The following is a 25,677-nucleotide window of genomic DNA, read 5'->3' as shown; positions in this document are numbered from 1 at the left end:
TGGCACGCAGTATATCTCGCCACCGGGGTTTGCGAGCACTCACTCTGCAAGTGCCGAGACGAAAGAGCTGACTGAACGAAAAGAATAGTCTTACTTAGCGATTTGAAGTGTTCACGCCAGGATCAACTGTTCTTGCGCAGCACATAGAGGCGACGCATGGCGTAACCCGGAAAGAAGTCGCGGTGACCAATGATGTCAAAGCCGGCTTCGCGGAATTCCCCTTCGACCAGCGCCTTGCCGAACAGCACGCGTTGCGAGTCCTGGCCATACGCCTGAGCCTGACGCCGCCGATGCCAGGCCATGACCTTGCCGTCCATCCATAACGAGAGGATCACAGTGTCGCGGCTGACCCGGTGGAACTCACGCAGGATCACCAGCCGGTGCTCTCTGTCGCCCAGATGCTGGAACAACGGCATACAGAAAATGCAGTCCACCGCATTCTCAGGCAAGCCGATGGCAAACACCGAGCTTTGGAAGGTCCTGACCCGTTGGAGCAGATCGACGGGATGATGGACCGCGCATTGATCCAGTATTTCCTGCGAAGGGTCGGCCGCAAGGATCACCCGGTTGCCGCGCTCGGCCAGCACCGGCCAGAAACGTCCGGTACCGCTGGGCAGATCGAGGACCAAGCCGGGCTCGCCGGCCAGCTTCAGCGCCTGGCGCACCCACTGTTTTTCCCGCGCCAACCCCAGGCGCCGGATCAGGCCGTCGGGAGACTTCTCCAGGCGAGCCCGGGCATGCTCGCGTGCATGCTGGCGGGCAAGTTCAAGCTCATCGGTTGAGGGTGGCTGCGCAGGCATGACTTGCAAACTCTCGGGGGTGGACCTGTGCCGGGCGGGTCGAACACACGGGATCGGTTTGAGGGGGTGCCGGGAGCCCAAAACACTCGCTCGACAACGCTTCGAACCTTAGTCAGGCACGCATCAATATTTCGTGAAAAATTCCCGCCCTTATTGTTCAACAGATTACCGGACCGTCATTAGCTGACGTGCATGTGCAGCCCGGTGCCGGCCAGGTCGTCGAACAGCTTGAGCATAAAGCAGGCAATCATCCCGTGCTTGTGCGCCACTGCCCCGCCAGCGTCGCGAACGCCTGGCAGGCCGCACTGCGCCAGGCCCCCCGGCGACTGAGCAGGGCCACCGTGCGTTGTGGCAGCGCTGGCGTCAGCTCAAGCGCCACCAGCCCCGGCTGTTCGAGGGCAATGGCCGCGGGCAGGATCGTCGCCAACTGACCACGGCGGACCAGTTCGACAATCGCACTGATGGAGTTGGCCTCGATGGCGATGCGCGGCACGATACCGTGCTGACGGCAATACAGGTCGATGTGCTGGCGCGTGGCGAAATCCTGGCTGAGCAGGACCAGCGACTGCCGCTCCAGCTCATCGACAGTGAGGGTCTTGCCCGTCGCCTGCGGATGAGCCGCACCCACCATCAGGCTCAAGGTTTCGCTGAACAGCGCTTCACCCTGGATATCCGCCAGGTGCATCCCGGTAAAGGCAATGCCGATATCCAGCCGGTCCTCGGCCAACGCGGCCTCCAGGCGATCCTGGGTCATTTCCTCGACACTCAGGGTGATGCCCGGGTAAAGACTGTGGAAGCGATGCAACAGCGGCGCAATGAGGTACGCCGTGAAGGTCGGCGTCATGGCCAGGCGCAGACTGCCGCGACTCAGATCCTGCACATCGTGCATCGCCCGCTTGCCCGCCTCCAGGTCCTGCAGGGCCAAACGGGCAAAACGCACATAGGCCTCGCCGGCATCGGTCAGGCGGATGCTGCGTCCCGAGCGGTCGAACAGCGCCGCCCCGAGGCTGTCCTCGAGTTGCCGGATCTGCTGGGACAAGGTCGGCTGGGAGACATGCAGGGCCTCGGCGGCCCGGGTGAAATTGCGGTGGTCGGCGACGGCCAGCAGGTAACGGATATGACGCAGCAGCATCGGGCACTCAACTATAGGCAAGACTTATAGCTTTCATAATAAGCCGGTCTTGGACGCTATGCCTGAAAACTTCCATCCTTGCCCCATCAGCCACACGCAAGGAGACACATCATGCAAGCCATCATCGACGGATTCCTGAAGTTCCAGCGCGAAGCCTTTCCAACCCGCAGCGCCCTGTTCAAGCAACTGGCAACCACCCAGAGCCCCGCTACCCTGTTCGTCACCTGCTCGGACAGCCGGGTGGTACCGGAACTGCTGACCCAGCAGGAACCCGGCGATCTGTTCGTGATCCGCAATGCCGGAAATATCGTGCCGTCCTACGGCCCGGAGCCGGGCGGCGTCTCGGCCACGGTGGAGTACGCGGTGGCGGTACTGGGAGTGCGCGATATCGTGATCTGCGGCCACTCCGATTGCGGTGCGATGACGGCGATCTCCACCTGCAAATGCCTCGATCACCTGCCGGCGGTGGCCAACTGGCTACGTCATGCCGAGTCGGCCAAGGTCATCAACGCCGCCCGCAACCATGTCTCGGCCGAGGCGCGACTGGATGCCCTGGTGCGGGAAAACGTGATCGCCCAGTTGGCTAACCTGAAGACTCACCCGTCGGTCGCCCTGGCGCTGGAACAAGGTCGGCTGAACCTGCATGGCTGGGTGTACGACATCGAGAGCGGCTCCATCGCGGCCCTCGACGGCAGTACCGGTCGTTTTGTCTCACTTGCCGAACAGCCGCAGGCCTGCGCGCTGTCGACACAACCGCCACAAGTTGCCTGATCTGAATCCTACTGACGAAAACGAGGAAATCACCATGTTGCAGTCCCAATTCGCACAAGCTCCACGCCTGGCCCTGGCCGACACCATCATCGACGCCAAGCAGCGCCTGAACCTGACCTGGCAGGACCTGACCGACGGCACCGGCCTGAGCCTGGCCTTCGTCACCGCCGCCCTGCTCGGCCAGCACCCGCTTCCTGCCAGCGCCGCCAACGTGGTCTGTGAAAAACTCGGCCTGGACCAGGACGCCAGTCGCCTGCTGCAAAGCGTGCCGTTGCGCGGCAGCATTGGCAATGGCGTCCCGACCGACCCGACGATCTATCGTTTCTACGAAATGATCCAGGTCTACGGCACCACCTTGAAGGCCCTGGTCCACGAACAGTTCGGCGACGGCATCATCAGTGCCATCAACTTCAAGCTGGATATCAAGAAGGTCGATGACCCGGACGGCGGCTCGCGCGCGGTCATCACTCTGGATGGCAAGTACCTGCCAACCAAACCGTTCTGATAAAACGACAAGGCCAGGGCTGAATGCAGCCCTGGCCTTTTCACAGGCTCACACCCGCAATGGGTTTTATCGCCTGATCAGATCGCAACCTTGGCGTAGGACTCGCGATCCAGATCCACCACTTCCACCGAAAGCTGTACTTCAATACCTTCCGGCCAATCACCAAGATCCTTCAATCCAGCCAGCAGGCTCTCGGAAAGTTGTTTCTTGATCTGTGCCGAGCGCCCGCTCAACAGCGCCAGCTTCACATGCACGAAGCCGCGCTCGCCCAGCGCTGTCCCCACGCGAAACGCCCCCAGTTCCATGGCCCGGCTCTTGATGTCGAACTCGGCGCCGAACTGCCCGGATGCCACCAACGCATGGTTGATACGCAGCAACGCCTTGTCGGCGTCGAATTCAGTCAGGTTGGGGGTGTATTCCAGGAAAACGTGAGGCATCTACAGGCTCCAAAACAGCGGAATAGGAAGGCACACAGATATAGCACGCGGCCTTCGGGAAAGATCGTGAAACGATAGCGCATTGGCGCGCCGGCTGCTCCTGGACCAAATACAGAAGGGTCAAGGTAAAAAAACGGCGTAAAGACTTTGAAAATCGTATCCGAACTACTACACTCGAAACCAACACACACCCTGGTCACTACCGAGGTGTTTGACGATTGGCTGCGGCGATTGAAAGACCCCATCGCCAAGGCACGCATCCTCTCCCGCCTGATCTCGGCGCAATTCGGCGCGCTGAGCGATACCAAGAGGGTCACCGACGGGGTCAGTGAAATGCGTATTCATACAGGTCCTGGCTATCGCGTTTATTTCGCTCGCCGGGGTGAAATTCTGATTCTGCTGTTGTGTGCGGGCGACAAGTCATCGCAAAAACGCGACATCAAACACGCCAGGCTGATCCTGAGCGAGATCGAACGAGGTGATCGAACATGACCACGCTGAAACCCTTTGAGGCCAGTGATTACCTGAGCGACGAGGCAACCATTGCCGAACTGCTCAACGTGGCCCTGAAAGACAAGAATCCCGACGTATTTCTCGCGGCACTGGCGGCTGTTGCCAAGGCTCGTGGCATGACACGGGTTGCCCGCGACTCCGGCATGGGTCGCGAGAGTCTCTACAAGGCCCTCGCTCCCGGAGCCAAACCCCGCTACGACACCCTGCTCAAGCTGGTTGACGCCCTGGGCGTGGAACTGGTGGTGCAACCCACCTGAGCCAACCCGCCAGGGCGACCGGCCCCCTCAAGGCACCAGGGGCTGGCGATCACTCATGAAATGCTCAAGCCGTGAACGCAGCCAACGCTCGGCCGGATCGGTATCGACGATCCCGAGCCAGACCATCGACAGGTCCAGGTTCGGCACTTTGAACGGTAGCGGTTCGTCAAACAGCAACCCTGACGCTGCCATGGCCTTGGCCGTGTAATCCGGGAGGCTGGCGACCAGATCGGTGCCCGCGAGCAGGGCCGGCAAGGCGCTGTATTGCGGCACCGAGAGCACCACATGACGCTTGCGGCCGATTTCCGCCAGCCACTCATCGGCCAGACTGCTGATATTGGCGGTGTGGGACACCAGGACATGCGGCCGCGCGCAGTACTCATCGAGGCTCAAGGGCGCCGTCGAGGCGTCGGCGCGCAGGATCATCGGCTGGATATGGCGCAACAGCTTGCGCTTGGCATTGGCCGGCAAACCGCGGGTCTGGCTGATGCCCACGGTAATGTCGCCGGAGGCCAACAGGTCGGGAATACGCCAGTAGTCGACGTGCTGGACCACGATCACCACATTCGGCGCTTCCTGGCGCAAGGCTCGCAGCAGCGTCGGCAACAAGCCGAACTCGACATCGTCCGACAGGCCGATGCGAAAGGTCATGGTGCTGCTGGCCGGGTCGAAGTCGTGGGTCAGGCTCAAGGCATTCGACAGCGAATCCAGCGCCGGTGACAGGTGCTGGATGATCTCCTCGGCCCGCGCGGTGGGCTCCATGCGATGGCCGACACGGATAAACAGCGGATCGTTGAACATCACCCGCAGGCGATTGAGCGCCGAACTGATGGTCGGCTGGCCGAGAAACAGCTTCTCCGCGACCCGCGTCACATTGCGTTCAAGCATCAGTGTTTCGAAGACCACCATCAGGTTGATGTCAGCCTTGCGCAATTCGTTGCGGTTCATCTGTGACCCCTGGTCCTCGATTGCGCCTCAGTGTAGGAACGCAACAAGGGACGTGTCTAGACGACGAAGGGACGGTTGCGCGGACAAATATTGAATCAACAGCACTATGACGCACACCCTATCGTTTCAAAAGTGCTTGGGTTTAGAACAGACTAAAACGGTATAGGGCACGCAGCTTCTGCCCTAAAATTGCCCTAAATTAATCGTCGGAAACGAAAAAGCCCCTGAAAACTTCAAATTTTTCAGGGGCTTAGTCGTATTTAATAATGGCGGAGAGATAGGGATTCGAACCCTAGGTACCGGTGAAGGTACAACGGATTTCGAATCCGTCCCATTCGGCCACTCTGGCATCTCTCCAACGGCGCGCATCATAACAACACTTTTGCCGGAAGCGAAGCCCCAACTGCAAAAAAATTACGTGCTATCAGATGCTTGCGTCGATTACAGCGGTACGCCCAGACGCTTGGCGACTTCTTCGTAGGCTTCAATGACATCACCGAGGCCCTGGCGGAAGCGGTCCTTGTCCATCTTCTTGCGTGTTTCCTTGTCCCACAGGCGGCAGCCGTCCGGACTGAACTCGTCGCCCAGGACGATCTGGCCGTGGAATACGCCGAATTCCAGCTTGAAGTCCACCAGCAGCAGGCCAGCGTCGTCGAACAGCTGGCTCAGTACTTCGTTGACCTTGAGCGACAGCTCTTTCATCTTCGCCAATTGCTCGGCAGTGCCCCAACCGAACGCCACGACGTGGGATTCGTTGATGAACGGGTCGCCCTTGGCGTCGTCCTTGAGGAACAGTTCGAAGGTGTAAGGGTTGAGCTTCAAACCCTCTTCCACACCCAGACGCTTGACCAGGCTGCCGGCCGCGTAGTTACGCACCACGCATTCCACCGGGATCATGTCGAGTTTCTTCACCAGGCATTCGTTGTCGCCCAGCAGTTTGTCGAACTGGGTCGGGATACCGGCCGCTTCGAGCTTCTGCATGATGAAGGCGTTGAACTTGTTGTTCACCATGCCCTTGCGGTCCAGCTGTTCGATGCGCTTGCCGTCGAACGCCGAGGTGTCGTTGCGAAACAACAGGATCAAACGGTCGGCGTCGTCGGTCTTGTAAACCGACTTGGCTTTGCCGCGGTAGAGTTCTTCACGTTTTTCCATGATGGGCTCCGCTTGTTAAGTTGTTGGGCCAGGCGATATGTCGCCAGTCGAGCCCTGAATCTTGATCGGCCAATTGCAGCCAGTCCGGGTCGCACCCAAGGGTGTCGACAAAACATTGCCGGGCCAGCTGCGGCAGGTTGTTCTTGCTGCTCAGGTGAGCCAGTACCAGGTGTTGCAGGTCTTGCCAGCCCAACTCGGCCACCAGGCTCGCGGCCTGGTGGTTGTTCAAATGTCCCAGTTCACCACCGACCCGCTGCTTGAGAAAGGCCGGGTAATGCCCACGACCCAGCAGGTCGCGGCAATGGTTGGACTCGATCATCAAGGCATCGAGACCACTGTAGCTGTCCATGACCCTGCCACAATAGGAACCCAGGTCGGTCAGCAGGCCGAAACGCCGCCGACCGTCACTGAACACATATTGCGTCGGCTCAAGGGCATCGTGGGCCACCGACACCACTTCGATGCTCAAGCCGCCAATCCGCAAGGTCTCGCCACCCACCACGAAACCCGCGGGTTCGATAGGCTTGCGCAGGCCGCGCAAGGTGCCACGGCTCAGGTACACCGGTAGATTGTAGCGCCGAGACAGCAAACCCACGCCATGCACGTGGTCGGCATGTTCGTGGGTCACCAGAATCGCGCTCAGTTGCGTCGGGCTCACCCCAAGGCGCGCCAGACGCCGCTCGGTTTCCCGTAGCGAGAAACCACAATCGACCAGGATCAGCGTGTCTTCACTGGCGATCAGCGTGCCGTTCCCTTGGCTACCACTGCCGAGAACGGCAAAGCGCACCGATCAGCCCAGGTTGTCTTGAATCACGCCCAACACCCGACGGGCCACATCGGCCGGTGCCACGGTGTTGATGTCTTTCTCGACGGTGACCTGGACGTTGTCGCCGACCTTGCTCAGGCGAACCTGATAACGCACGGCACGGGTTTCGATCTCTTCCTTGCTCGGCTTGCTGCCGAACAGACGGGCGAAGAAACCAGGCTCGTCGTTCTTCTTCTCGGCTTTTTCCGCCAGGTTGATGTAATAGAGACCCAGGCTGCGGTTGATGTCTTCGACACGCCACTCGCCCCGCTCCAGCGCACGGCCGACACTCGACCAGGCACGGTCGAGGTCTTCACCGACGTTGAGCACCGGGTTGCCGCTGCCGTCCTGGCTCAGGGCGACACGGCTCGGGGTATCGAAATCACGCGCGGCCAGCAAGGACACCGAACCGCCCTTCTCGGCGCTGCGGCTCATGCTCGAGAGCATTTCGTCGACCAGGGCCGAATCCAGGCCGAGGTTGACCGAATGCGGGGTGAAATCGACGTTGGCGGTGCTACCAGCCGGGCGCTGGGCGCTGACCACGTAGACTTCACTGGTATTGCGCTGCACGCCCGGCTCGATACGAACCCGCACGCGGGTTTCGTTGTCACCCGCCGCCAGGCGCTTGCCCATGGCCGCCGAGAGTTCGTCGGAACGCTGCCAGGCCGTGGTGAATTCACCGGTCTGTGGGCGTTGCGCGTCGATCCGGAAACCGTTGTCCTGGAAGAACTGCAAAGCCACTGGCCAGACTTCGGCCGGGGTGTGCTGGGCCATTACCCAACGCGTGTCGCCGCTTTTCTGCAGGCTGTAGTCGCTGGCGCTGGCCGCAGCCTGCAAAGGCAGCGGACGTGGCACTTCGAACGGCCCCTTGGCGGTGTCGTCGGCGACGTTGCGTGGAATCGGCAGCAGCGGGTCAAGACGCTTGCTGGTGCTGACATCCGCTGGCAATTGCATCGTCGGCGTCTGTTTCGAGTCCAGGTAGTCGCTGCCGCGGTCGCGGAAATATCCTTCCGGGCCCCACAGCCAGGCGCAGCCACTGGTGCTGGAGATAATCAAGGCAAGTGCAGAAAGTCCGGCCAATCGCTTCATGCGGGGTATTTCCTCAATTAAACCAGGACGCCGGACTGGCGCATGGCCTGCCGCAGCGGTTCGTGACAGGCAGCACTGAGCCAGGTGAGCGGCAGACGGATACCGTCCGGCATCAAGCCCATCTCATGCAGCGCCCATTTCACGGGGATAGGGTTGGATTCGATGAACAGGGTCTTGTTCAGCGGCATCAGTTTTTCGTGGATCGCCCGGGCCTCATCGGCCTTGCCAGCCATGGCGGCGGCGCACATCGCGCTCATTTCACGGGGTGCAACGTTGGCGGTCACCGAGATATTGCCCTTGCCGCCGAGCAGGATCAGCTCGACCGCGGTGGCGTCATCACCGGAATACACCAGGAAATCACTGCTCACGCCAGCCAGGATCGCCTTGGCTCGCGCCAGGTCACCGGTGGCTTCCTTGATGCCGATGATGTTCGGCACGCTCGACAGGCGAATCACGGTCTCGGCCTGCATGTCACACGCAGTACGGCCTGGAACGTTGTAGAGGATCTGCGGGATGTCGACAGCTTCGGCGATGGTGCGGAAATGCTGGTACAGGCCTTCCTGGGTCGGCTTGTTGTAATAAGGGGTCACCAGCAGGCACGCGTCGGCGCCGGCGGTTTTCGCATTGGTGGTCAGTTCGATCGCCTCACGCGTCGAGTTGGCGCCCGTACCGGCAATCACCGGGATACGACCTGCCACCTGGTCGACCACGCGACGAATCACTTCGATATGCTCGTTCACATCGAGAGTGGCCGACTCACCTGTGGTGCCGACCGCGACAATGGCGTTGGTGCCGTTTTGCAGGTGGAAGTCCACCAGTTTGCTCAGGCTGTCCCAGTCAAGACGACCCTGTGCATCCATGGGTGTGACCAGTGCCACCATACTGCCCGCAATCATGCAACCGCTCCTGCCGGAAAAAGAGAGCGGTAATGGTACTGGCGCCATCAGGCTTGTACAAGCGAAGTACTGTCTATGAGCATTCCCCTGAGCGCAGGTTTTCGCTACCCTTCAGACTTTGATCGGTACTGAGTCGCTCAAGTGCCGGGTTCCAGTCTCCATTTTCGCTGCCCGAAGCCCGCTCCGGCCTGGCCGCCGCCCGTCCCCTGCGAGACGGCAACCGGCACCAGCGCTCGATTCCAGGCCTCGCCACCCGCATCCGGATCCCCGAACCCAGCCCCTGACCGCCCCCAAGGTACTGACCGCTCATCGCTTTAGGAATGCTGCATGTCCACCCCCACAGTCCGCGAACAATTCCTTGTTATCAGTGCCCTCGGCGCCAACCCCATGGAGCTGACCAACGTCCTGTGCCGCGCCAGCCATGAAAATCGCTGCGCCGTCGTAACCTCACGCCTGACCCGCCATGGCGAGTACAGCGCGCTGGTCCTGCAGATTTCCGGCAGTTGGGACGCCCTGGCGCGCCTGGAAGCCGGCCTGCCGAACCTGGCGAAGAAGCACGCCTTCATTGTCAGCGTGGTGCGCAGCGGCGCCCTGGAAAGCCGTCCCCAGGCACTGCCGTACGTCGCTTATGTCAGCTCGGCCTACCGCTCGGACATCATCAACGAGCTGTGCCAGTTCTTCATGGACCACAACGTCGAGCTGGAAAACCTGACCTGCGACACCTACCTGGCGCCCCAGACCGGCGGCACCATGCTCAACGCCACCTTTACCGTGACCCTGCCTGCCGGCGTGCAGATCAGTTGGTTGCGCGATCAGTTCCTGGACTTCGCCGACGCGATGAACCTCGACGCCCTGATCGAACCGTGGCGCCCACAGAACCCAATGTAAGGAAACCCCCATGGCCGTCGTTCTCGATCAACCCGTCGCCGATTTCCAGGCCCAGGCCACCAGCGGGCAGACCGTCAGCCTCGCCGACCTCAAGGGCAAGCAGGTGGTGATCTATTTCTACCCCAAGGACAGCACCCCGGGTTGCACCACCGAGGGCCAGGGCTTTCGTGACCAGTACGGCGCCTTCCAGGCCGCCAACACCGAAGTCTTCGGCGTATCCCGCGACGGCCTGAAGTCCCACGAGAACTTCAAGGGCAAGCAGGAATTCCCCTTCGAACTGATCAGCGACAAGGACGAAGCCGTCTGCCAGCTGTTCGACGTGATCAAATTGAAGAAGCTCTACGGCAAGGAATACCTGGGCGTGGACCGCAGCACTTTCCTGATCGATGCAAACGGTGTGTTGCGTCAGGAATGGCGCGGCGTGAAGGTTCCGGGCCACGTCGACGCGGTACTGGCGGCAGCCCAGGCGCTGAACAAGGCCTGAGCCGACGCGCTGCGTCAGGCCTTGCGCAACCAGTAACGATAAACGCCGGACGCTTCCTCTTCATGAATCAGGATATGTCCGGCAAGCCTGGCGAAAGTCCGAAAATCGCGCTGCGATCCGGCGTCGGTGGCAATGACCTTGAGCACCGCGCCACTGGCCAGGCGATTGAGTTCCAGCTTGGCCTTGAGCAACGGCAGCGGGCAGTTCAGGCCACTGGCGTCCAGCTCGGCATCGTGCTCTACAACTTCGGTCATTGCTTCACTCCTGGCGCGCTGCCGGATGGTCGGTTCGAAGCGCCTAGGATACCCCAAGTGGAAGCAGCTCTGGTCGCAGGCCCGGTGTCCGGCTACAGTAAGGACTTTGCCGACTCAGAGCCCTGTGCATGACCTTTCTGCGCCCCACCCTGTTGACGCTCGCTTGCCTGCTCGCCTCTCCAGGCTTCGCCGACGACCTGCCGTCACTCGGCGACGCCAGTTCCGCCATTGTCTCCCCGCAACAGGAATTCCAGCTGGGCCGTGCCTGGCTGAGCCTGCTGCGCAGCGAGGTCAAGCTACTCAATGACCCGCAGCTCAAGGATTACGTCGAGACCACCGTCTATAAACTGGCGGAAAGCAGCCAGGTCCAGGACCATCGCCTGGTGTTCATCCTGATCGACAGCAACCAGCTCAACGCCTTCGCCGCGCCCGGCGGGATTGTCGGGATCAACGGCGGCCTGTTCCTCAACGCCCAGACCGAGGGCGAATACGCCGCGGTACTGGCCCACGAACTGGCGCACTTGTCACAACGCCACTTCGCCCGGGGCGTGGAAGCCCAGCAACGCATGCAATTGCCGATGATGGCGGCACTGCTGACCGGGATCGTCATCGCGGCGGCGGGCGGCGGTGATGCCGGTATTGCCACCATTGCCGGCACCCAGGCCGCGGCGTTCCAGGAAAAACAGCGTTTCTCCCGTCAGAACGAACAGGAAGCCGACCGCATCGGCATCCTCACCCTGGAAAAAGCCGGTTACGACCCACGCTCGATGCCGACCATGTTCGAGCGCCTGATGCGCATCTACCGCTTCGACGCCAAGCCACCGGAATTCCTGCTGACCCACCCGGTCACCGAGTCACGGATCGCCGACACCCGCAACCGCGCCGAGCAATCCAAGCCCGGCGGTATCGAGGACAGCCTGCGTTATCAGTTGATTCGGGCCAGGGTGATACTGTCCTACGAAGACTCGCCAGGGTTGGCGGCCAAGCGCTTCCGTGCGCAACTGGACGAGAATCCCAAGTCCGACGTGGCGCGTTATGGCCTGGCTATCGCACAGATCAAAGGTACGCAGTTGAACGAGGCCCGGGCGACCCTCAAGCCACTGCTGGACAAGTCACCCAACGACATCACCTACAACCTGGCCCAGATCGACCTGGACACGGCGGCCAGCCGGTTCCCCGAAGCCCTGCAACGGACCGACAAGATGCTGCTGCAATATCCCGCCAGCTACCCGCTGAAGCAGGAACGCATCGACCTGCTGATCAAGCAGAATCGTCCGACCGAGGCGGAAAAGGGCCTGGACGACCTGTTGAAGACTCGCCAGGACGATCCGGATGTCTGGTATCAGCTCGCCGAAACCCGTGGCCAGTCCGGCAATATCATCGGCCTGCACCAGGCGCGAGCCGAGTATTTTGCCTTGGTCGGCGACTTCAAGCAGGCGATCCAGCAGCTGGACTTCGCCAAGCGCCGCGCGCCGAACTTCCAACTGGCTTCACGCATCGATGCGCGCCAGAAGGAGTTGATTGATCAGGAGCGCATGGTCAAGGACTTGATGGGCGGCTGACAACATCCGCCCCCTGTAGGAGCGAGCTTGCTCGCGATGGTAACCCAGGCACTGCGGGGTATCAGGTGCCCTGCGTTATCGTTGACGTCCATCGCGAGCAAGCTCGCTCCTACAGGGGTGAGCCGTCGCCAAATGCCTCTCAGGCATTCCCCGCCAGTTTCATCCGCGCCGCCTGGGTGAAATCCAGCATGCGCTTGAGCGGGCGAACCGCGCGGGGAATCACCGCCGGGTCGACGAAGATCTCATTGCTGCCCTCGCGCAGGCACTGCAAGGTGCGCTCCAGGGTATTCATCGCCATCCACGGGCAATGCGCGCAACTGCGGCACGCCGCGCCATTACCGGCGGTCGGCGCCTCGATAAAGACCTTGTCCGGGCACAACTGCTGCATTTTGTAGAAAATGCCGCGGTCGGTGGCCACGATAAAGGTCTTGTTCGGCAGACGCTGCGCCGCCGCGATCAACTGGCTGGTGGAACCCACCGCATCGGCCAGTTCGATCACCGACTCCGGCGATTCGGGGTGCACCAGGATCGCCGCCTCGGGATACAGCGCCTTCATGTCCTCCAACTGCTTGGACTTGAACTCCTCGTGAACGATGCAGGCGCCGTCCCAGAGCAACATATCGGCGCCGGTTTCCTTCTGGATATAACGCCCCAGGTGCTTGTCCGGCGCCCAGATGATGGTTTCGCCGTTGTCCATCAGGCTTTCGACGATATCCAGCGCGCAACTGGAGGTCACCACCCAGTCGGCCCGTGCCTTCACCGCCGCCGAGGTGTTGGCATAGACCACCACCGTGCGCTCGGGATGCTGGTCGCAGAACGCGGAAAACTCGTCCACCGGGCATCCCAGGTCCAGCGAGCAGGTCGCTTCCAGGGTCGGCATCAGGATGCGTTTTTCCGGGGTGAGGATCTTGGCGGTTTCGCCCATGAAGCGCACACCCGCCACCAGCACGGTCTTGGCCGGATGGGCGGCGCCGAAACGGGCCATTTCCAGGGAGTCGGAGACACAGCCGCCGGTCTCCTCGGCCAGCGCCTGGATCACCGGATCGCAATAGAAGTGAGCCACCAGCACCGCATCCCGGGCCTTGAGCTCGGCGGCGATATCGGCCCGCAACTGCGCCTCTTCGGCGGCACTCAGGGGTTTGGGTTGCTTGGCATCAAGGTGGGCTTGAACCAGAAGGCGTTCGGAAATCTGCGTCATGTTCGCAAGACCTGCAAGCGCGAGAGCGCGAAAGTCGAGTATACCCCGGCCCCCGTCCCTTTCCGAGACGGGATATTAGGTGCAACGTATGGACCGGGAGAGTGAATCCATCAGGCATGGACTGCTTTGCAGCGCCGCAAGGCTACAGAATATCCAATGAATTCAAAAGATTATTCTGATCTTCGGACAAGTGGGGGCAAAGCGTTGGATAATCCGCCCATTGAAGAGGCCTGGATGGCAACCGATGAGATCCGATGAGTACCTCGTAATGACCCGCAACGAGTGGGCGGAACTGCGTGCCAGCACGCCGTTGACCCTCTCGGAAGAAGACCTGTCGGCATTACGCGGCGTGAACGAAGACGTCTCCCTGGAAGATGTCGCCGATGTCTATCTGCCCCTGTCGCGGCTGATCAACCTGCACATTGGCGCCGCCCGCCAACTGACAGGCATCCGCGATACCTTTCTCAGCCGCCCGACCCACCGTGGTCCTTACATCATTGCCATCGCCGGCAGCGTCGCGGTCGGCAAGAGCACCTTTGCCCGCGTGCTGCAGGCGGTGATGGCGCGCTGGCCGGATCACCCCAACGTCGCCCTGGTCACCACCGACGGCTTCCTCTACCCCAACAGCAAGCTGGTGGCCGATGGCATCATGCACCGCAAGGGTTTTCCAGAAAGCTACGATCGCAAGCACATGGTCAAGTTCCTGGCAGCGGTGAAAGCCGGCGAGCACAATATCGAGGCGCCGATCTACTCCCATGTCAGCTACGACATCGTGCCCGACCAGTTCCAGGTGATCGACCAGCCGGACATCCTGATCTTCGAAGGCCTCAACGTGCTGCAAACCGATGGCGTCGACGGGCTGAAACCCTCGACCATCGTCTCCGACTTCTTCGATTTCTCGGTGTACCTGGATGCCGATGAACAAGATATCGAGCACTGGTACGTGGCGCGGTTCCTGATGCTGCAGAAGACCTCGTTCCGCGCCCGCGGTGCCTATTTCCGCAAACTGGCCGACCTGACGCCCGAGGAAGCCCCCGAAGCCGCGCGCCAGATCTGGCGGGACATCAACCGCGTCAATCTGCTGGAAAATATCCTGCCGACCCGCGAACGCGCCGACCTGGTGTTGCGCAAGGCGTCTGACCACTCAGTCAGTGAGATCTGGTTACGCTGAGGGTGCTACGCTGACGCATTGACCCTTCGAAAACTGGCAGTAACCTGTCATATAATTCAGATCGCAGGGAGCAGGCCGATCCATCAGCGCTCAGACCACGAGCGCTGCGCGGCCACTACCCTGTTCATACTCCCCATCACTCATGCAGAGTTCCCATGAAGCTCCTCAGCGCATTGTTGAGCGTCACCTTGTTGAGCGTCCCGGTCTCGGCATTCGCCGAAGGCGGTAGTTCGCGGGTGACTGCACGCATGCAAGCCCAGCGCGACGAGTCGATGGCGCGCTTCCTCGAACGTGAAGATGCCAAGGCGATTGTCACCGCCCAACAAGCCGCCAAAGCTCGCCTGGCGGCTCGGATAGCAGGCTCCGCGCCTGCCGAAGAAAGGTCTGTGGACCAGCCCTGAACAGACGCCCGTGGGCACGTGACAATACGCCGTCGAAGATCCGCTCATGCTGAATCCAGCACCTGTCCGGCCGCCCATTGCCGCCGCACCTCAGCCTGCGCCAACCAGTCCAGGGTGTCGGCGAAAGCCACCGGACGGCTGAAAAGAAACCCCTGCACCTGCATGCACCCCAGGCTGCACAGGGCCTGGAGTTCCTCCTGGGTCTCGATCCCCTCGACCACGCATTCCAACTCCATGTCGAGGCTCAAGGCCAGCAGTGACTTGACGATTTTGTAGCTCGCGGGCTTGATGTGAATATCGGCAACGAAGCTGCGATCGATCTTGAGTTTCGTCAGCGCCAGGGCATGCAGCTGGCTCAGGCTTGAATACCCCGTGCCGAAATCATCCAGCGAGATACCGCAGCCCAATTGACGAAACCGTCCGATCGCCGATTGCACCTGAGGGATATCCTGCATGACGACGGTTTCGGTGATTTCCAGATCCAGATACGCCGGATTGAAGCCACTGACCGTGATCACGTCGATGATCGACTGCACATTGTCGTGGGAACCGCAGTCGTGGACCGACAGATTGAATGAAAGCCGTATGCCTTCAGGCCAGAACCGCGCCATACCCAGCGCCTGCCGCAACAACGGCAGCGTGAGGCGATTGATCAGGCCGATGCGCTCGGCAATGGGGATGAACTGCGCCGGGGATACCAGGCCCAACTCCGGGCTGTTCCAGCGGGCCAAAGCCTCGAAGGCAACCGTCTCACGGCTGCGGCAATCGAGAATCGGCTGGAACAGCACGAAAAACTCCTTGTCCAGCACCGCCCTGCGCAGCGCCTGCTCGGTGATGGCGTCACGGTGCAACTGCTCGCGATGGCTGGCCGAGAACAGGCACATCGAACCCGGGTTATGGCGCTTGCCCTGGTAGAGTGCATAGTCGGCATATTCGAAAAGCTGTATGGCACTCGCCGCGCCCTCGGGAAATGTGGCAATGCCCAGGGTAGCGCCGATCTGGATCGGCACATCGACCAGCAGAAACTCGACGTGCAACCGCTCGCACACCGTCTTGCCGAACACCTGCAAATCCTCGTCACTGAGATCGCCTTCGAGCACCAGGGCAAACTCATCCCCACCCAACCGTGCCACATGCACCGTTGCATCGGCCAATTGCCGCAAGCGCAGACCGACCATGACCAGAATCTTGTCACCGACGCTGTGGCCGTAGAGATCGTTCACCGGCTTGAATCCATCGAGATCGAGGATCCCTACCGCGAGGCGCCTTTTCTTGGTGATTGCCAGGTGCATGGCGCTCTCCAGGGTGCTGAAGAACTGCCTCCGATTGGGCAGCCCGGTCAGACTGTCCTGATTGGCCAGTCGCAGGTTCTCGTTGCTCAGCTGTTCGGTCTGCGCCTGCACATTCACCAACCGGGTGAAGTCATGGTAGTGATGCTGCAGGATGATCAGCATCGCCAGGGACACCAGCAGGACATTCACCGCCGTGGCAATAAAGGCCGGGTTGTGGGTAGAGGAGAAAAAGACCACGAAAGCGACGTTGACCACCAATGTGGCGGTCAGCGCCGCGGGTCGCAGGTGCATCATGCAGAAAATGCAGACGATCACCGTAATGCCCATGAAAAAGGCGATTTGTGACTGTGAATAGGCGTCGCCGTAGGGATACAGGGCCAGGGACCAGGATGTGAAGGCGCCCGCGATAAAGGGCACCAACTGGTTGGTTCGCCGCAGTGAGGCGAGGATCTGCACATCGGCCGGCAAGCGCCCGGCGCTACGCAACCACATGCAGGCGCGCGCCAAACAGACCACCGTCATGGCCAGCGGAATGACGAATGTCAGCCACAACGGGGCGGTGGTCAGGTGAGTGATGGCCAGCGCCCACATATTGAGCAGCAAGACCAGATACATCAGCGGCAGCTGGCGCGACAAGGCCACGTACTGAGCCCGCAGCAGCTTGGGGTTGTCATGGGGCACGGACATGAGGGTCCGCAGGGTAGCCAGGAGCTTTATTATCATAGGAATGCCTCTCTGTCTGCGCAGTGAAGGCGTGCAGCGCTCGTCCCTTTCAGGTAGCCGACCCAAAGCCAATATGGGTCAATATTATTGTCGGCGTCGCTATTACTTTCTTTAGAGCGAGCGTAGTCGCTCAGCCTCGATCTCATCCAGCAGACCGCAGAAAATATCCACCAGCTGCGGATCAAAGTGCCGGCCGGCCTGTTCACAAAGATATTCCTGCGAGCGCTCGGCGCTCCACGCCTCCCTGTAGGGACGTGGCATTCTGAGCGCTTCATAGACATCACAGATCGCCGTGATCCGGGCTGACAAAGGAATCGCCTCGCCTTGCAACCGGTTGGGATAACCGGTGCCATCCCACCGCTCGTGATGCGCCAGGGCAATCTCCGCCGCCAGGTCGGTGACCGGGGAACCGTTGTTGTCGCGCAGGACTTCATAACCGATGCGCGGATGGTCCTGCATGATTTCCCGTTCCCGCGCCGTCAGCACCCCGGGCTTGCGCAATATCGCGTCTTCTATGCCGATATTCCCGACATCATGCATCGGTGCCGCCAGACGGATCAGCTCGCACCATTGCCTGGACATACCGACCGCCTTGGCCAACAGGGCTGCGCAATCGCCGATGCGACGGACATGGTTGAGCGTATCGTTGCCCCGATAACTGGCAGCACGACCCAGACTGTTGGCGATCGCCTGGTAGCTGGCCTCCAATTGGGCCGTACGTCGTTCGACCTTGCGCTCCAGTTCGACATTGGCCTCGCGCAACAACCGGGTGGCCTGGGCCAGCTCCAGGCAACTGCGCACTCGCAACAGCACCTCGGGCAGATCGATGGGTTTGCAGACGAAGTCGTTGGCGCCCATCTCCAAGCCTTTGCGCCGGTTTTGCGGATCGTTCAGGGCCGTCACGATAATGATCGGCGATTCGGTCCGGCTGCGCTGTTTGAGGCGATCAAGAATCTCGAAACCATCGGGCGCCGGCATATACAGGTCCAGCAACAACAAGTCCCAGGGGTTGGACTGGAGCCAGGTCAGCCCTTCGGCGGAGTCGGAAAACGTTCTGATGTTGCGAAGCCCATAGGCCCGCAAACACGATTCCAACAACCGGTGGTTGAGCGAAACATCATCGATAATGACGATTTCACTTTCAGTATTGACTTTGGAAAACATAAATCCGTCACTCCCATGGCCAGTGTCCCGTCGGAACGGGTGCTGCCGATACCGACAAAAGCACACCAGGTCCACCTGCGCGGGCTGATCCTCCAAAACGGGGCGGCCTTCATCGAGATATTCGACGGCGTGGAGCCAACAACATAGCATCACATTGATATCACCCTGCTCATACCTTAGACGTTTGTCTAAGCGGCCAAACGTCCTTCCGTCGGCAAGGGGGCCATGACGCAATCGGCCTGCTTGCCGATACGGATCAACGACCTCACGCCCCAGACCGAACAGGTGTGCATACCGCTGGGCGCTTGCGCTATGCTCCAGGCAAAATAACCGGGAGAAAGGCGAATGGACTCAGCCGTTACTGCAGAGCTCGCTCCCACGCAAGGCCCTGACAAAACCGAAGGATTACCGCTGGGCCCCGCCGAGCAAGACTATCGCCTCGCCTTCGATTCCGCCGGCACCGGCCTGGCCTTGCTACGCCTGAGCGGCGAATGGATTGCCGCGAACCCGATGCTCTGCCGGATGCTCGGCTACACCGAAGAAGAGCTGCGCGGTACCTCGTTCCAGCAACTGACCCACCCGGACGACCTTCAGGCTGGCCGGGACGAAATACCCAGGCTGATCCAGGGCCAGTGTTCAAGCGTCACTTTTGAAAAACGTTACCTGCGCAAGGACGGCAGCGCGCTGTGGGCGCGCTTGACCATCGGCGTTGCCCGTAACCAGAAAGGCGAAGCCCTTTACTTCGTGTCACAACTCGAGGACATCAGCGAACACCTGGCCTTGCGCCAGGCCCTGTTGAGCAACGAACAGAAGTACCGCTCCCTGGCACAAAACTCGCCCAATATCATCCTGCGCTACAACCGGCTTGGACAACGCATCTACGTCAACCCCGAGTTCGAACGCACCCGGGGCTTTCCCGATGTTCCCGGCATCGAACGCACAGCGTCACAAGGCTCCCACACGCAACCGATCGACGAGGAGTTTCGCGCACATCTGCAACACACCCTGTCCACCGGCATCCCGGCCACACGGTTGCTGGAAAGCAAGGATCCCTACTCCGGGTACTCCGTGGCATTCCTGTGCAACCTGACGACGGAGCATGATGAAAACGCAGAGATCTCCGGGATCCTGGTCATGGCCCAGAATGTGAGCTCCTTGCGGCAACAGGAACGTGCGGAGAATGCCCGATCGGCGATTTTCCAGGTGATGATCACCGACGGTGCGTTGCGTACCGTGCTGCCACTGTTGAGTACCTACCTGGAAGTACTGGCGCCGGACTTTCGCAATGCAATCGCCTTCAAGACAGAGCCAGACGGCGACAACCTGGCCCCGCCAGCCGTGGTCCCGCAGTCGCTCCAGGCCTGCCTGGTCGCCGACCTGAACCGTTTCCCGGGATTCTTTGAGCAACGCCGGCTGATCGATGACCTGAGGGCCGACGCCACGCACCTGAGTTTCAGCGCGCCGGCCCTGCTGGCCGGATATCGGGGCTGCTGGCTGGAACCGGTAGTCAACAGCGCGGGCCAGACACTTGGGGTCATCCTGCTGTTTACCAACGGCGAACATCCCCTCCCTGAACAAGAGCGCAAGTACGCGCAGATGGCCAGCCACATAGGTTCCATTGCCTGGGAGCGTTGTTCGGCCCTGGACAACCTTGCGCAAAGCGAACGCCGTTATCGCGAAGTCTTCGATCACACCCAGGACATGCTCTGCCTGCTGTCCATCGATGCCAACCAGCGGCTCAGTTGCCTGGAGGCCAATCCGATACTCTGCCAGATGCTCGCCAGAAGCCATGGGGACCTCATAGGGCAACCCCTGGAACATTGGTTGCCGAGTGAGGCCGCGCAAGTGGTCGACGCCATTTGCCAACACTGCATCGCCGTCGGTGCCCCCATCGAGCTCGATGCCCACCTGCCCTGTGGCGAACGGTCGTTGATTATCCATTTCAACCTGGTGCCGATCGCCGATGCCAGCGGCCGTCCGCACCGCATGGTATGCATTGCGCGAAATATCACCGACCTGAAGGAAATCCAGCGCAATGAACGAGCCCGCCAACAGGAAATCGGCACCCTGGTGGAAAACTCCCCCGACGGTATCGCTCGCCTGAGTCCGTCGGGGAAAGTGCTGTTCATCAACCCGGCGCTGGAAAGATGGCTTGACCGACCAAAGGCCGGATTACTGCACAAACGCCTGCTGCAAATACTGCCACGCAACCTGCAAAGCCAACTGCTCCAGGACACGCTGATCGAAGCGGTGGAAAGCGGCCAGCCTATGGAGTATGAGTATCTGCTCAACGGTCGCCAACGCCTGCAACGGGTCTACCACATCAGTCTGGTTCCGGAACAGGACGTCCAGGGGCGCATCAGCACCGTACTGGCCGTGGTCCGTGATATCTCCAAACTACGAGTGGCCGAGCGACGCCTGGCCGCGCTGAACAATCAACTCCGGCAACTGATGTCCAGCCGCGAAAGTGCCCGGGAAGAGGAGCGCAAGCTGATTGCCCAGGAAATTCATGATGAATTGGGGCAGCACCTGACGGCAATCCGCATGGGCACTTCGCTGTTGCGCTTTCAGTACGGCGAACAAGTGCCGATGCTCAGTGAGCAAGTCACGCGCCTGCTGCAACTGATCGATCAGACGGTCCAGGTGGTGAGGAACATCTCCACCAGCCTGCGTCCGTCGATCCTCAACATGGGGCTGGTGGCCGCCCTGGAGTGGCTGACCGACACGTTCAGGCAACAATGGGGCATTGCCTGCGACCTGCAACTCCCCCGGCAACCGATGCAACTGGAGGATGCCGCTGCCACCGCGGCCTTTCGGATCGCCCAGGAATCGCTGACCAACATTGCCCGCCACGCCCAAGCGACCCGAGTCACGGTGAGCCTCGAAAAAACCACCAGTGGCTGGTCGCTGGAGATCACCGACAACGGCAAGGGTTTCGAGCAACGTGGGCTCTCCGGCAAAACCCTCGGACTGCTGGGCATGCGCGAACGCGGCCTGACCCTGGGTGGCACCACCCATATTTCCAGCAAAATCGGCGGCGGCACCACCGTACAGCTGAAGGTACCCGACTCAAGGACCCACGAATCATGATCCGATTGATGGTAGCCGACGACCACAGAATAATGCGCGAAGGCCTCAAGCAGCTGTTCGCCCTTGTCAAGGATTTTTGCGTGGTGGCCGAAGCGGAAAACGGTGCCCAGGTCCTCGACCTGCTGCGCCACACCGAGATCGACCTGTTGCTGCTCGACATGACCATGCCCGGAAGCAGCGGCGAGGATCTGATCGGACGTATCCACGCCCACTATCCCAAACTGCCGATACTGATCCTGAGCATGCACAACGAAGCCCACATCGCCCAGCGTGCACTGCGCGCCGGGGCCTCGGGCTACATGACCAAGGACCACGATCCGGAGACCCTGCTGGCCGCCATCCGCAAGGTCAGCGGCGGTGGCCGCTACCTTGACCCGGAACTGGCGGAACAGATCGCCCTGCAAAGCAGCGGCCTGTCGCCTGAAAGCCCGTCACAAACGCTTTCGACACGGGAATTCCAGATCCTGCGCATGCTGGCACAGGGCCTGAGCGTCAATCAGATTGCCGAACAGCTGGTGATCAGCAACAAGACCGTAAGCACCCACAAGACCCGGTTGATGGAGAAGATGTGTTTCACCACCAGCACCGACCTGGTGCGTTACGCCCTGAGCCAGGGGCTGGTCTGAACCGACCCCGCGGCCCTCAGCGGACGTGCCCGCAGATGCCGAGGATCGCCCCGGCGATCTGCTCCAGCGGCAACTCCCGCTCGACCGCCCCCAGCTTGAGCGCCTCCCGCGGCATCCCATAAACCACGCACGACGGTTCATCCTGCCCGAGGGTCCTGGCGCCGGCATCGCGCATTTCCTTCAAACCCCGGGCGCCATCATCGCCCATACCGGTCATGATGATTCCCAGGGCATTGCTGCCCGCGCCCCGAGCGACCGAACGGAACAGCACATCGACCGAGGGCCGGTGCCGACTGACGGGAGGACCGTCGACGATATCCACCTGATACTGCGCGCCGTTGCGCTTGACCAACATATGGCTGCCCCCTGGGGCGATCAATGCACGTCCCGGCATCACCCGGTCGCCGTGGCGGGCCTCGCGGACTTCGATCTCGCAGACCTGGTTGAGACGTTCGGCAAAGGCCGCGGTAAATTTTTCCGGCATGTGCTGGACAATGACAATGCCCGGGCAGACCCGGGGCAACACTCGGAGCACCTGCTCCAGGGCCTGGGTACCGCCAGTGGAAGTGCCCAGGGCGACAATGTTCTCGGTCGTGCGTGCCATGGCTGTGCTACCCGCCGGCAGGATCGCGTCGGCAGTGAGCCTGGGCAGAACCTCAGGAGCCAGGACCCGCTTCAGATTGGCCTTGGCCGCGGCCTTGACCGCATGTATCAGCTCATCGGTGCTGTCGTTCAGGAACTGACGCAGGTTGGACTGGGGCTTGGTGACAATACTCACTGCTCCCGCCGCCAGGGCCTGCAAGGTGGTCTTGGCGCCCTTCTCGGTCAGGGTCGAACAGATCACCACCGGTGTCGGATGTTCAGCCATCAGCTTTTTCAGGAACGTGATGCCGTCCATGCGCGGCATCTCCACATCCAGCACGATCACATCCGGCCACTGCCTGCTCATCTTCTCCATGGCGAACAGCGGATCAGCGGCAACACCGATGACTTCGATCCCGCTGGCCTGGCCCAGGGTCGCGCTCAATACCTGACGCACCACCGCCGAGTCGTCGACAATCAATACCTTGATATCCGTCATCTTGCACGACTCCTCGGGGGCCCGACCTGACCTGGGGCCGAGTCCGTATGGTTGAGTTGCAAGCGACCGTTGGCCACATCGAACACCAGGCTGCGATAGCCCTGGCCACCCACGTGATACACCTCGCAGCGCAGGCCATGAGCCTTGATCAACCGCCGGGCGGCATTCACATTCAGCTCGCCGATGCCTACACCGTCGTGGCGTCGGACACTGGGAAACATGTCGCCACCACCAAAGACGCTGATGACGAACTCTTCGGGCCGCGCCTCGGCTTGACGAATGAAGGTCAACAGCAGCGCCAGCGCATCGGTCGCGTAACGCCCGTTCAAGTCACCGGCATCCCGCCCGCGTCGCAAAGGCAACATGTAATGACACATCCCCCCCAGCAAGCGTTGCGGATGCCACAGCACCAGGGCCACGCAGGAGCCCAACAAGGTACGCAGCCGTAACTGCCGGCCACCGAACACCACTTCACCGGGCTGCAGGAAGTGCTCCACCACCTCGGGCGCATCAGGCCGCGGGCTTGCGGTAGATGGATGGTTTGACCAACTGCACATCATCGGTAATTCCATTCAGGCTCTCCGAATGGCTAATGACGAAGTAACCACCAGGCTTGAGGTGCTTGAGCAGACGCTGCACCACCTGGGACTTGGTCTGGTTGTCGAAATAGATCATCACGTTGCGCAGGAAAATCACATCGAACTGCCCCACCGCGGGCAGCGAGGTGTTCAGGTTGAGCGCGGTGAAATCGATACGCGACGCCAACGCCGGATCCACCATGAAAATGCCGGAATTACTGCCGACGCCCCTGAGGCAGTACTTGTTCAGCAGCGCTTCGGGGATGCCCTTGGTGGCATCCAGCGGATAACGCCCGGTGCGGGCCTTGTCGAGCACACGCGTGCTGATATCCGAGGCGAGAATCGCCCACGGCCGCGACCCCAGGCTGTCGGCCAGGACCATGGCCAGGGTGTAAGGCTCCTCGCCAGTGGAGCAGGCACCACTCCAGATCCGCACCGGAGCATGACCCCGCAATTCGGGGAGAATGACGTCCTTGAGGAATTCGAAGTGCCTGGGCTCACGGAAAAAATAGGTTTCGTTGGTGGTCAACAGATCCACGGCCATCTGCAGTTCGACCTTGTCTTTGGTCAGCAGGCGATAATAACTGCCATAGTTGGTCAGCTTGAAATACTGCAGGCGCTTGGCCAGGCGACCGCTGATCAACTGCTTCTTCGCGTCGGACATGCTGATGCCGGCGATCTCGCGGATCATCGTGCGAAATTGTTGGAACTCATTGTCTGAAAGAATCACATTCATGAGGCCAGTCCTTGTGTCAGGGCACTCTGGGACTGCAAAGCCGACCAGTCGTCCGCGCCAAGAATCTGCTCGATGTCCAGCAACAGGACGAAGCCGCCATTGAGCTTGCCAATACCCAGTATGAAGGCCGGGCTCAGGCGCCCATTAAGGGCTGGCGCGGGCTCGATCTGATCCCGGGCGATCTCCAGCACCTCGCTGACCGCGTCGACAATGATGCCCACCAGACCGGAACCGTCCGCCCCGCGGGTTTCCAACATGACGATGCAGGTGCGGGCACTCTGCTGCGTCAGGCTGCCGCCGAAACGCAGCCCCAGGTCCAGCACCGGAATCGCCGCGCCACGCAGGTTGGTGACTCCGCGAATGCTCGGCGGTGCCAGTGGCAGCGCAGTAATCGGGCCATATTCGACGATCTCCCGGACACTCAAGGTGCCGACGGCAAACATCTCCTGACCCAGGCTGAACGTCAGGTACTGGGTTGGCACGGCGTCCTGTGGTTGCCGCAAAGGCGAAATGGATTCAGACATGGCTCACTCCCGGGGACCGCCCTTGAACGGCCGGTCCCTTATCAAGATTGGACAGCGGCACCCGCTTGCCCGGCGCCGGATCGACAGCGTTCAGTGCAGTTGACCGGCGATCTCACTGACGCAGAGCACCTGGTCGACCTGCAGCAAGGTCAGGAACTCCCCCCGGACCCGGACCATGCCGCGGATGAAATCTCCACGGATCCGATTGCCGATCACCGGGGCCGGCTTGATGTCGGCCAGGTCGATCTCGATCACCTCGCTGACCGAGTCGACGACAATACCCAGCACCTGCGAGTCGCCGTCCTGCAACACCTCAAGGATCACGATGCAGGTACGGCTGCCCGGTCGCGTGATGCCTCTGCTGAAACGCGCCTGCAGATCAATCACCGGTACCACCGCACCCCGCAGGTTGATCACCCCGCGGATAAAGTCCGGCATCATCGGTACCTGGGTGACCTGGCCGTACTCGATGATCTCGCGCACGCACAAGGTATCGATGGCGTAGGCCTCCCTGGCCGAGGTGAACGTCAGGAACTGTGAGGGCTCGCTCTCTCCCGGGTTCTGCGCCTCAGGTTCGAGGACGCTGGCGGCTGTGTTCAT

28 protein-coding genes, 1 tRNA gene and 1 pseudogene are annotated in these 25,677 nt (G+C 61.0%); 11 read left to right on the top strand and 19 right to left on the bottom strand.

The genetic code is table 11. From position 1 onward, the window contains the following. Positions 1–122: 122 nt before the first annotated feature. The 3 genes and pseudogenes from M5C56_RS23215 to cynR form a co-directional block, all read right to left on the bottom strand. Positions 123–800: a class I SAM-dependent methyltransferase gene (locus tag M5C56_RS23215; protein WP_103498670.1), complete on the bottom strand. Its 678-nt coding sequence runs from the start codon at positions 798–800 to the stop codon at positions 123–125. Between the two features lie 182 nt (positions 801–982). Next, positions 983–1,069 (bottom strand): annotated as a pseudogene (locus M5C56_RS23210) (hypothetical protein); the annotation flags it as partial. Continuing rightward, complete coding sequence (gene cynR / locus M5C56_RS23205; protein ID WP_103498669.1) at positions 1,048–1,932, bottom strand: transcriptional regulator CynR; 885 nt, start codon at positions 1,930–1,932, stop codon at positions 1,048–1,050. The pseudogene M5C56_RS23210 and the gene cynR, both read right to left, overlap by 22 nt. 111 nt (positions 1,933–2,043) lie before the next feature. Between cynR and M5C56_RS23200 the strand changes: the two genes are divergently transcribed. Both M5C56_RS23200 and cynS read left to right on the top strand, forming a co-directional pair. Further along, positions 2,044–2,703, top strand: a complete 660-nt coding sequence (locus M5C56_RS23200; protein WP_103498668.1) for a carbonic anhydrase — start codon at positions 2,044–2,046, stop codon at positions 2,701–2,703. Positions 2,704–2,737: 34 nt separating this feature from the next. Next, complete coding sequence (cynS, locus tag M5C56_RS23195; protein ID WP_103498667.1) at positions 2,738–3,208, top strand: cyanase; 471 nt, start codon at positions 2,738–2,740, stop codon at positions 3,206–3,208. A 77-nt stretch (positions 3,209–3,285) separates the two neighbouring features. Here cynS and M5C56_RS23190 read toward each other — a convergent pair whose 3' ends face one another. After that, the gene (locus M5C56_RS23190) at positions 3,286–3,645 is read right to left on the bottom strand and encodes a 5-carboxymethyl-2-hydroxymuconate Delta-isomerase (RefSeq protein ID WP_103498666.1); all 360 of its coding nucleotides are present in this window, start codon (positions 3,643–3,645) and stop codon (positions 3,286–3,288) included. Between the two features lie 153 nt (positions 3,646–3,798). Here M5C56_RS23190 and M5C56_RS23185 point away from each other — a divergent pair, with 153 nt between their 5' ends. Further along, positions 3,799–4,137, top strand: a complete 339-nt coding sequence (locus M5C56_RS23185) for a type II toxin-antitoxin system RelE/ParE family toxin (RefSeq protein ID WP_103498709.1) — start codon at positions 3,799–3,801, stop codon at positions 4,135–4,137. Then, positions 4,134–4,415 carry an addiction module antidote protein gene (locus M5C56_RS23180; protein WP_100938869.1) on the top strand — a complete coding sequence of 94 codons (282 nt, stop codon included), beginning with the start codon at positions 4,134–4,136 and terminating at the stop codon, positions 4,413–4,415. The genes M5C56_RS23185 and M5C56_RS23180 overlap by 4 nt, the downstream gene beginning before the upstream one ends. A gap of 27 nt (positions 4,416–4,442) precedes the next feature. Here M5C56_RS23180 and M5C56_RS23175 read toward each other — a convergent pair whose 3' ends face one another. From M5C56_RS23175 to dapA, 6 genes are all read right to left on the bottom strand, one after another. Then, entirely contained in the window at positions 4,443–5,363 is a 921-nt protein-coding gene (locus M5C56_RS23175) for a LysR family transcriptional regulator (RefSeq protein ID WP_103498665.1), read from the bottom strand. Between the two features lie 267 nt (positions 5,364–5,630). After that, a tRNA-Ser gene (locus tag M5C56_RS23170) sits at positions 5,631–5,720 on the bottom strand. An 84-nt stretch (positions 5,721–5,804) separates the two neighbouring features. Then, entirely contained in the window at positions 5,805–6,515 is a 711-nt protein-coding gene (gene purC / locus M5C56_RS23165; protein WP_103498664.1) for a phosphoribosylaminoimidazolesuccinocarboxamide synthase, read from the bottom strand. Further along, the gene (locus M5C56_RS23160; RefSeq protein ID WP_103498663.1) at positions 6,502–7,302 is read right to left on the bottom strand and encodes an MBL fold metallo-hydrolase; all 801 of its coding nucleotides are present in this window, start codon (positions 7,300–7,302) and stop codon (positions 6,502–6,504) included. The genes purC and M5C56_RS23160 overlap by 14 nt, the downstream gene beginning before the upstream one ends. Before the next feature lie 3 nt (positions 7,303–7,305). Beyond that, complete coding sequence (gene bamC, locus M5C56_RS23155) at positions 7,306–8,409, bottom strand: outer membrane protein assembly factor BamC (RefSeq protein ID WP_103498662.1); 1,104 nt, start codon at positions 8,407–8,409, stop codon at positions 7,306–7,308. A gap of 17 nt (positions 8,410–8,426) precedes the next feature. Next, entirely contained in the window at positions 8,427–9,305 is an 879-nt protein-coding gene (gene dapA / locus M5C56_RS23150; RefSeq protein WP_103498661.1) for a 4-hydroxy-tetrahydrodipicolinate synthase, read from the bottom strand. 327 nt (positions 9,306–9,632) lie between these two features. On the opposite strand from dapA, the gene M5C56_RS23145 reads away from it, so the two are divergent. Both M5C56_RS23145 and M5C56_RS23140 read left to right on the top strand, forming a co-directional pair. Then, the gene (locus M5C56_RS23145; RefSeq protein WP_100938862.1) at positions 9,633–10,193 is read left to right on the top strand and encodes a glycine cleavage system protein R; all 561 of its coding nucleotides are present in this window, start codon (positions 9,633–9,635) and stop codon (positions 10,191–10,193) included. Between the two features lie 10 nt (positions 10,194–10,203). After that, positions 10,204–10,677, top strand: coding sequence for a peroxiredoxin (locus M5C56_RS23140; RefSeq protein WP_103498660.1), 474 nt, complete (start codon positions 10,204–10,206; stop codon positions 10,675–10,677). A gap of 14 nt (positions 10,678–10,691) precedes the next feature. Here the strand turns inward: M5C56_RS23140 and M5C56_RS23135 are convergent, their stop codons facing one another. Next, on the bottom strand, positions 10,692–10,931 hold the full coding sequence (locus tag M5C56_RS23135; RefSeq protein ID WP_103498659.1) for a sulfurtransferase TusA family protein: 240 nt from the start codon (positions 10,929–10,931) through the stop codon (positions 10,692–10,694). Between the two features lie 128 nt (positions 10,932–11,059). Here M5C56_RS23135 and M5C56_RS23130 point away from each other — a divergent pair, with 128 nt between their 5' ends. Further along, on the top strand, positions 11,060–12,493 hold the full coding sequence (locus M5C56_RS23130) for a M48 family metalloprotease (protein WP_103498658.1): 1,434 nt from the start codon (positions 11,060–11,062) through the stop codon (positions 12,491–12,493). A gap of 139 nt (positions 12,494–12,632) precedes the next feature. Here M5C56_RS23130 and nadA read toward each other — a convergent pair whose 3' ends face one another. After that, positions 12,633–13,691 carry a quinolinate synthase NadA gene (gene nadA, locus M5C56_RS23125; RefSeq protein ID WP_103498657.1) on the bottom strand — a complete coding sequence of 353 codons (1,059 nt, stop codon included), beginning with the start codon at positions 13,689–13,691 and terminating at the stop codon, positions 12,633–12,635. A 244-nt stretch (positions 13,692–13,935) separates the two neighbouring features. Here nadA and coaA point away from each other — a divergent pair, with 244 nt between their 5' ends. After that, positions 13,936–14,862, top strand: a complete 927-nt coding sequence (gene coaA / locus M5C56_RS23120) for a type I pantothenate kinase (protein WP_103498656.1) — start codon at positions 13,936–13,938, stop codon at positions 14,860–14,862. Between the two features lie 155 nt (positions 14,863–15,017). Then, the gene (locus M5C56_RS23115) at positions 15,018–15,263 is read left to right on the top strand and encodes a co-regulatory protein PtrA N-terminal domain-containing protein (protein ID WP_103498655.1); all 246 of its coding nucleotides are present in this window, start codon (positions 15,018–15,020) and stop codon (positions 15,261–15,263) included. Positions 15,264–15,307: 44 nt separating this feature from the next. Here M5C56_RS23115 and M5C56_RS23110 read toward each other — a convergent pair whose 3' ends face one another. Both M5C56_RS23110 and M5C56_RS23105 read right to left on the bottom strand, forming a co-directional pair. Then, positions 15,308–17,278, bottom strand: a complete 1,971-nt coding sequence (locus M5C56_RS23110; RefSeq protein ID WP_103498654.1) for an EAL domain-containing protein — start codon at positions 17,276–17,278, stop codon at positions 15,308–15,310. Positions 17,279–17,389: 111 nt separating this feature from the next. After that, complete coding sequence (locus tag M5C56_RS23105; protein ID WP_103498653.1) at positions 17,390–18,442, bottom strand: HD domain-containing phosphohydrolase; 1,053 nt, start codon at positions 18,440–18,442, stop codon at positions 17,390–17,392. 345 nt (positions 18,443–18,787) lie between these two features. On the opposite strand from M5C56_RS23105, the gene M5C56_RS23100 reads away from it, so the two are divergent. Next, positions 18,788–21,532, top strand: a complete 2,745-nt coding sequence (locus tag M5C56_RS23100) for a PAS domain S-box protein (RefSeq protein ID WP_103498652.1) — start codon at positions 18,788–18,790, stop codon at positions 21,530–21,532. After that, the gene (locus M5C56_RS23095; RefSeq protein WP_103498651.1) at positions 21,529–22,158 is read left to right on the top strand and encodes a response regulator transcription factor; all 630 of its coding nucleotides are present in this window, start codon (positions 21,529–21,531) and stop codon (positions 22,156–22,158) included. Before M5C56_RS23100 ends, M5C56_RS23095 begins: the two co-directional genes overlap by 4 nt. A 16-nt stretch (positions 22,159–22,174) precedes the next feature. On the opposite strand, the gene M5C56_RS23090 is transcribed toward M5C56_RS23095, so the two are convergent. From M5C56_RS23090 to M5C56_RS23070, 5 genes are all read right to left on the bottom strand, one after another. Next, a complete protein-coding gene (locus tag M5C56_RS23090) occupies positions 22,175–23,239 on the bottom strand; it encodes a chemotaxis response regulator protein-glutamate methylesterase (RefSeq protein ID WP_103498650.1) in 1,065 nt (354 codons plus the stop codon). Then, on the bottom strand, positions 23,236–23,736 hold the full coding sequence (locus M5C56_RS23085) for a chemotaxis protein CheD (protein WP_247263329.1): 501 nt from the start codon (positions 23,734–23,736) through the stop codon (positions 23,236–23,238). Before M5C56_RS23085 ends, M5C56_RS23090 begins: the two co-directional genes overlap by 4 nt. Before the next feature lie 13 nt (positions 23,737–23,749). Beyond that, positions 23,750–24,553 carry a protein-glutamate O-methyltransferase gene (locus tag M5C56_RS23080; RefSeq protein WP_103498648.1) on the bottom strand — a complete coding sequence of 268 codons (804 nt, stop codon included), beginning with the start codon at positions 24,551–24,553 and terminating at the stop codon, positions 23,750–23,752. Beyond that, positions 24,550–25,077 (bottom strand): chemotaxis protein CheW, encoded by a 528-nt coding sequence (locus M5C56_RS23075; protein ID WP_103498647.1) that lies wholly within the window; start codon positions 25,075–25,077, stop codon positions 24,550–24,552. The genes M5C56_RS23080 and M5C56_RS23075 overlap by 4 nt, the downstream gene beginning before the upstream one ends. A 90-nt stretch (positions 25,078–25,167) precedes the next feature. After that, positions 25,168–25,677 carry a chemotaxis protein CheW gene (locus M5C56_RS23070; RefSeq protein WP_103498646.1) on the bottom strand — a complete coding sequence of 170 codons (510 nt, stop codon included), beginning with the start codon at positions 25,675–25,677 and terminating at the stop codon, positions 25,168–25,170.

The sequence above is a fragment of the Pseudomonas sp. MWU13-2862 genome (assembly GCF_023242495.1).
Lineage (GTDB): Bacteria > Pseudomonadota > Gammaproteobacteria > Pseudomonadales > Pseudomonadaceae > Aquipseudomonas > Aquipseudomonas gingeri_D.
This window is presented reverse-complemented; position numbering and strand designations above follow the sequence as displayed.

Coding starts and splice junctions, on each gene's coding strand:
- M5C56_RS23215 (WP_103498670.1), bottom strand. CDS start 800: ATGCCTGCGCAGCCACCCTCAACCGATGAGCTTGAACTTGCCCGCCAG.
- cynR (WP_103498669.1), bottom strand. CDS start 1,932: ATGCTGCTGCGTCATATCCGTTACCTGCTGGCCGTCGCCGACCACCGC.
- M5C56_RS23200 (WP_103498668.1), top strand. CDS start 2,044: ATGCAAGCCATCATCGACGGATTCCTGAAGTTCCAGCGCGAAGCCTTT.
- cynS (WP_103498667.1), top strand. CDS start 2,738: ATGTTGCAGTCCCAATTCGCACAAGCTCCACGCCTGGCCCTGGCCGAC.
- M5C56_RS23190 (WP_103498666.1), bottom strand. CDS start 3,645: ATGCCTCACGTTTTCCTGGAATACACCCCCAACCTGACTGAATTCGAC.
- M5C56_RS23180 (WP_100938869.1), top strand. CDS start 4,134: ATGACCACGCTGAAACCCTTTGAGGCCAGTGATTACCTGAGCGACGAG.
- M5C56_RS23175 (WP_103498665.1), bottom strand. CDS start 5,363: ATGAACCGCAACGAATTGCGCAAGGCTGACATCAACCTGATGGTGGTC.
- purC (WP_103498664.1), bottom strand. CDS start 6,515: ATGGAAAAACGTGAAGAACTCTACCGCGGCAAAGCCAAGTCGGTTTAC.
- bamC (WP_103498662.1), bottom strand. CDS start 8,409: ATGAAGCGATTGGCCGGACTTTCTGCACTTGCCTTGATTATCTCCAGC.
- dapA (WP_103498661.1), bottom strand. CDS start 9,305: ATGATTGCGGGCAGTATGGTGGCACTGGTCACACCCATGGATGCACAG.
- M5C56_RS23145 (WP_100938862.1), top strand. CDS start 9,633: ATGTCCACCCCCACAGTCCGCGAACAATTCCTTGTTATCAGTGCCCTC.
- M5C56_RS23140 (WP_103498660.1), top strand. CDS start 10,204: ATGGCCGTCGTTCTCGATCAACCCGTCGCCGATTTCCAGGCCCAGGCC.
- M5C56_RS23135 (WP_103498659.1), bottom strand. CDS start 10,931: ATGACCGAAGTTGTAGAGCACGATGCCGAGCTGGACGCCAGTGGCCTG.
- M5C56_RS23130 (WP_103498658.1), top strand. CDS start 11,060: ATGACCTTTCTGCGCCCCACCCTGTTGACGCTCGCTTGCCTGCTCGCC.
- nadA (WP_103498657.1), bottom strand. CDS start 13,691: ATGACGCAGATTTCCGAACGCCTTCTGGTTCAAGCCCACCTTGATGCC.
- coaA (WP_103498656.1), top strand. CDS start 13,936: ATGAGATCCGATGAGTACCTCGTAATGACCCGCAACGAGTGGGCGGAA.
- M5C56_RS23115 (WP_103498655.1), top strand. CDS start 15,018: ATGAAGCTCCTCAGCGCATTGTTGAGCGTCACCTTGTTGAGCGTCCCG.
- M5C56_RS23110 (WP_103498654.1), bottom strand. CDS start 17,278: ATGATAATAAAGCTCCTGGCTACCCTGCGGACCCTCATGTCCGTGCCC.
- M5C56_RS23105 (WP_103498653.1), bottom strand. CDS start 18,442: ATGTTTTCCAAAGTCAATACTGAAAGTGAAATCGTCATTATCGATGAT.
- M5C56_RS23100 (WP_103498652.1), top strand. CDS start 18,788: ATGGACTCAGCCGTTACTGCAGAGCTCGCTCCCACGCAAGGCCCTGAC.
- M5C56_RS23095 (WP_103498651.1), top strand. CDS start 21,529: ATGATCCGATTGATGGTAGCCGACGACCACAGAATAATGCGCGAAGGC.
- M5C56_RS23090 (WP_103498650.1), bottom strand. CDS start 23,239: ATGACGGATATCAAGGTATTGATTGTCGACGACTCGGCGGTGGTGCGT.
- M5C56_RS23080 (WP_103498648.1), bottom strand. CDS start 24,553: ATGAATGTGATTCTTTCAGACAATGAGTTCCAACAATTTCGCACGATG.
- M5C56_RS23075 (WP_103498647.1), bottom strand. CDS start 25,077: ATGTCTGAATCCATTTCGCCTTTGCGGCAACCACAGGACGCCGTGCCA.
- M5C56_RS23070 (WP_103498646.1), bottom strand. CDS start 25,677: ATGAACACAGCCGCCAGCGTCCTCGAACCTGAGGCGCAGAACCCGGGA.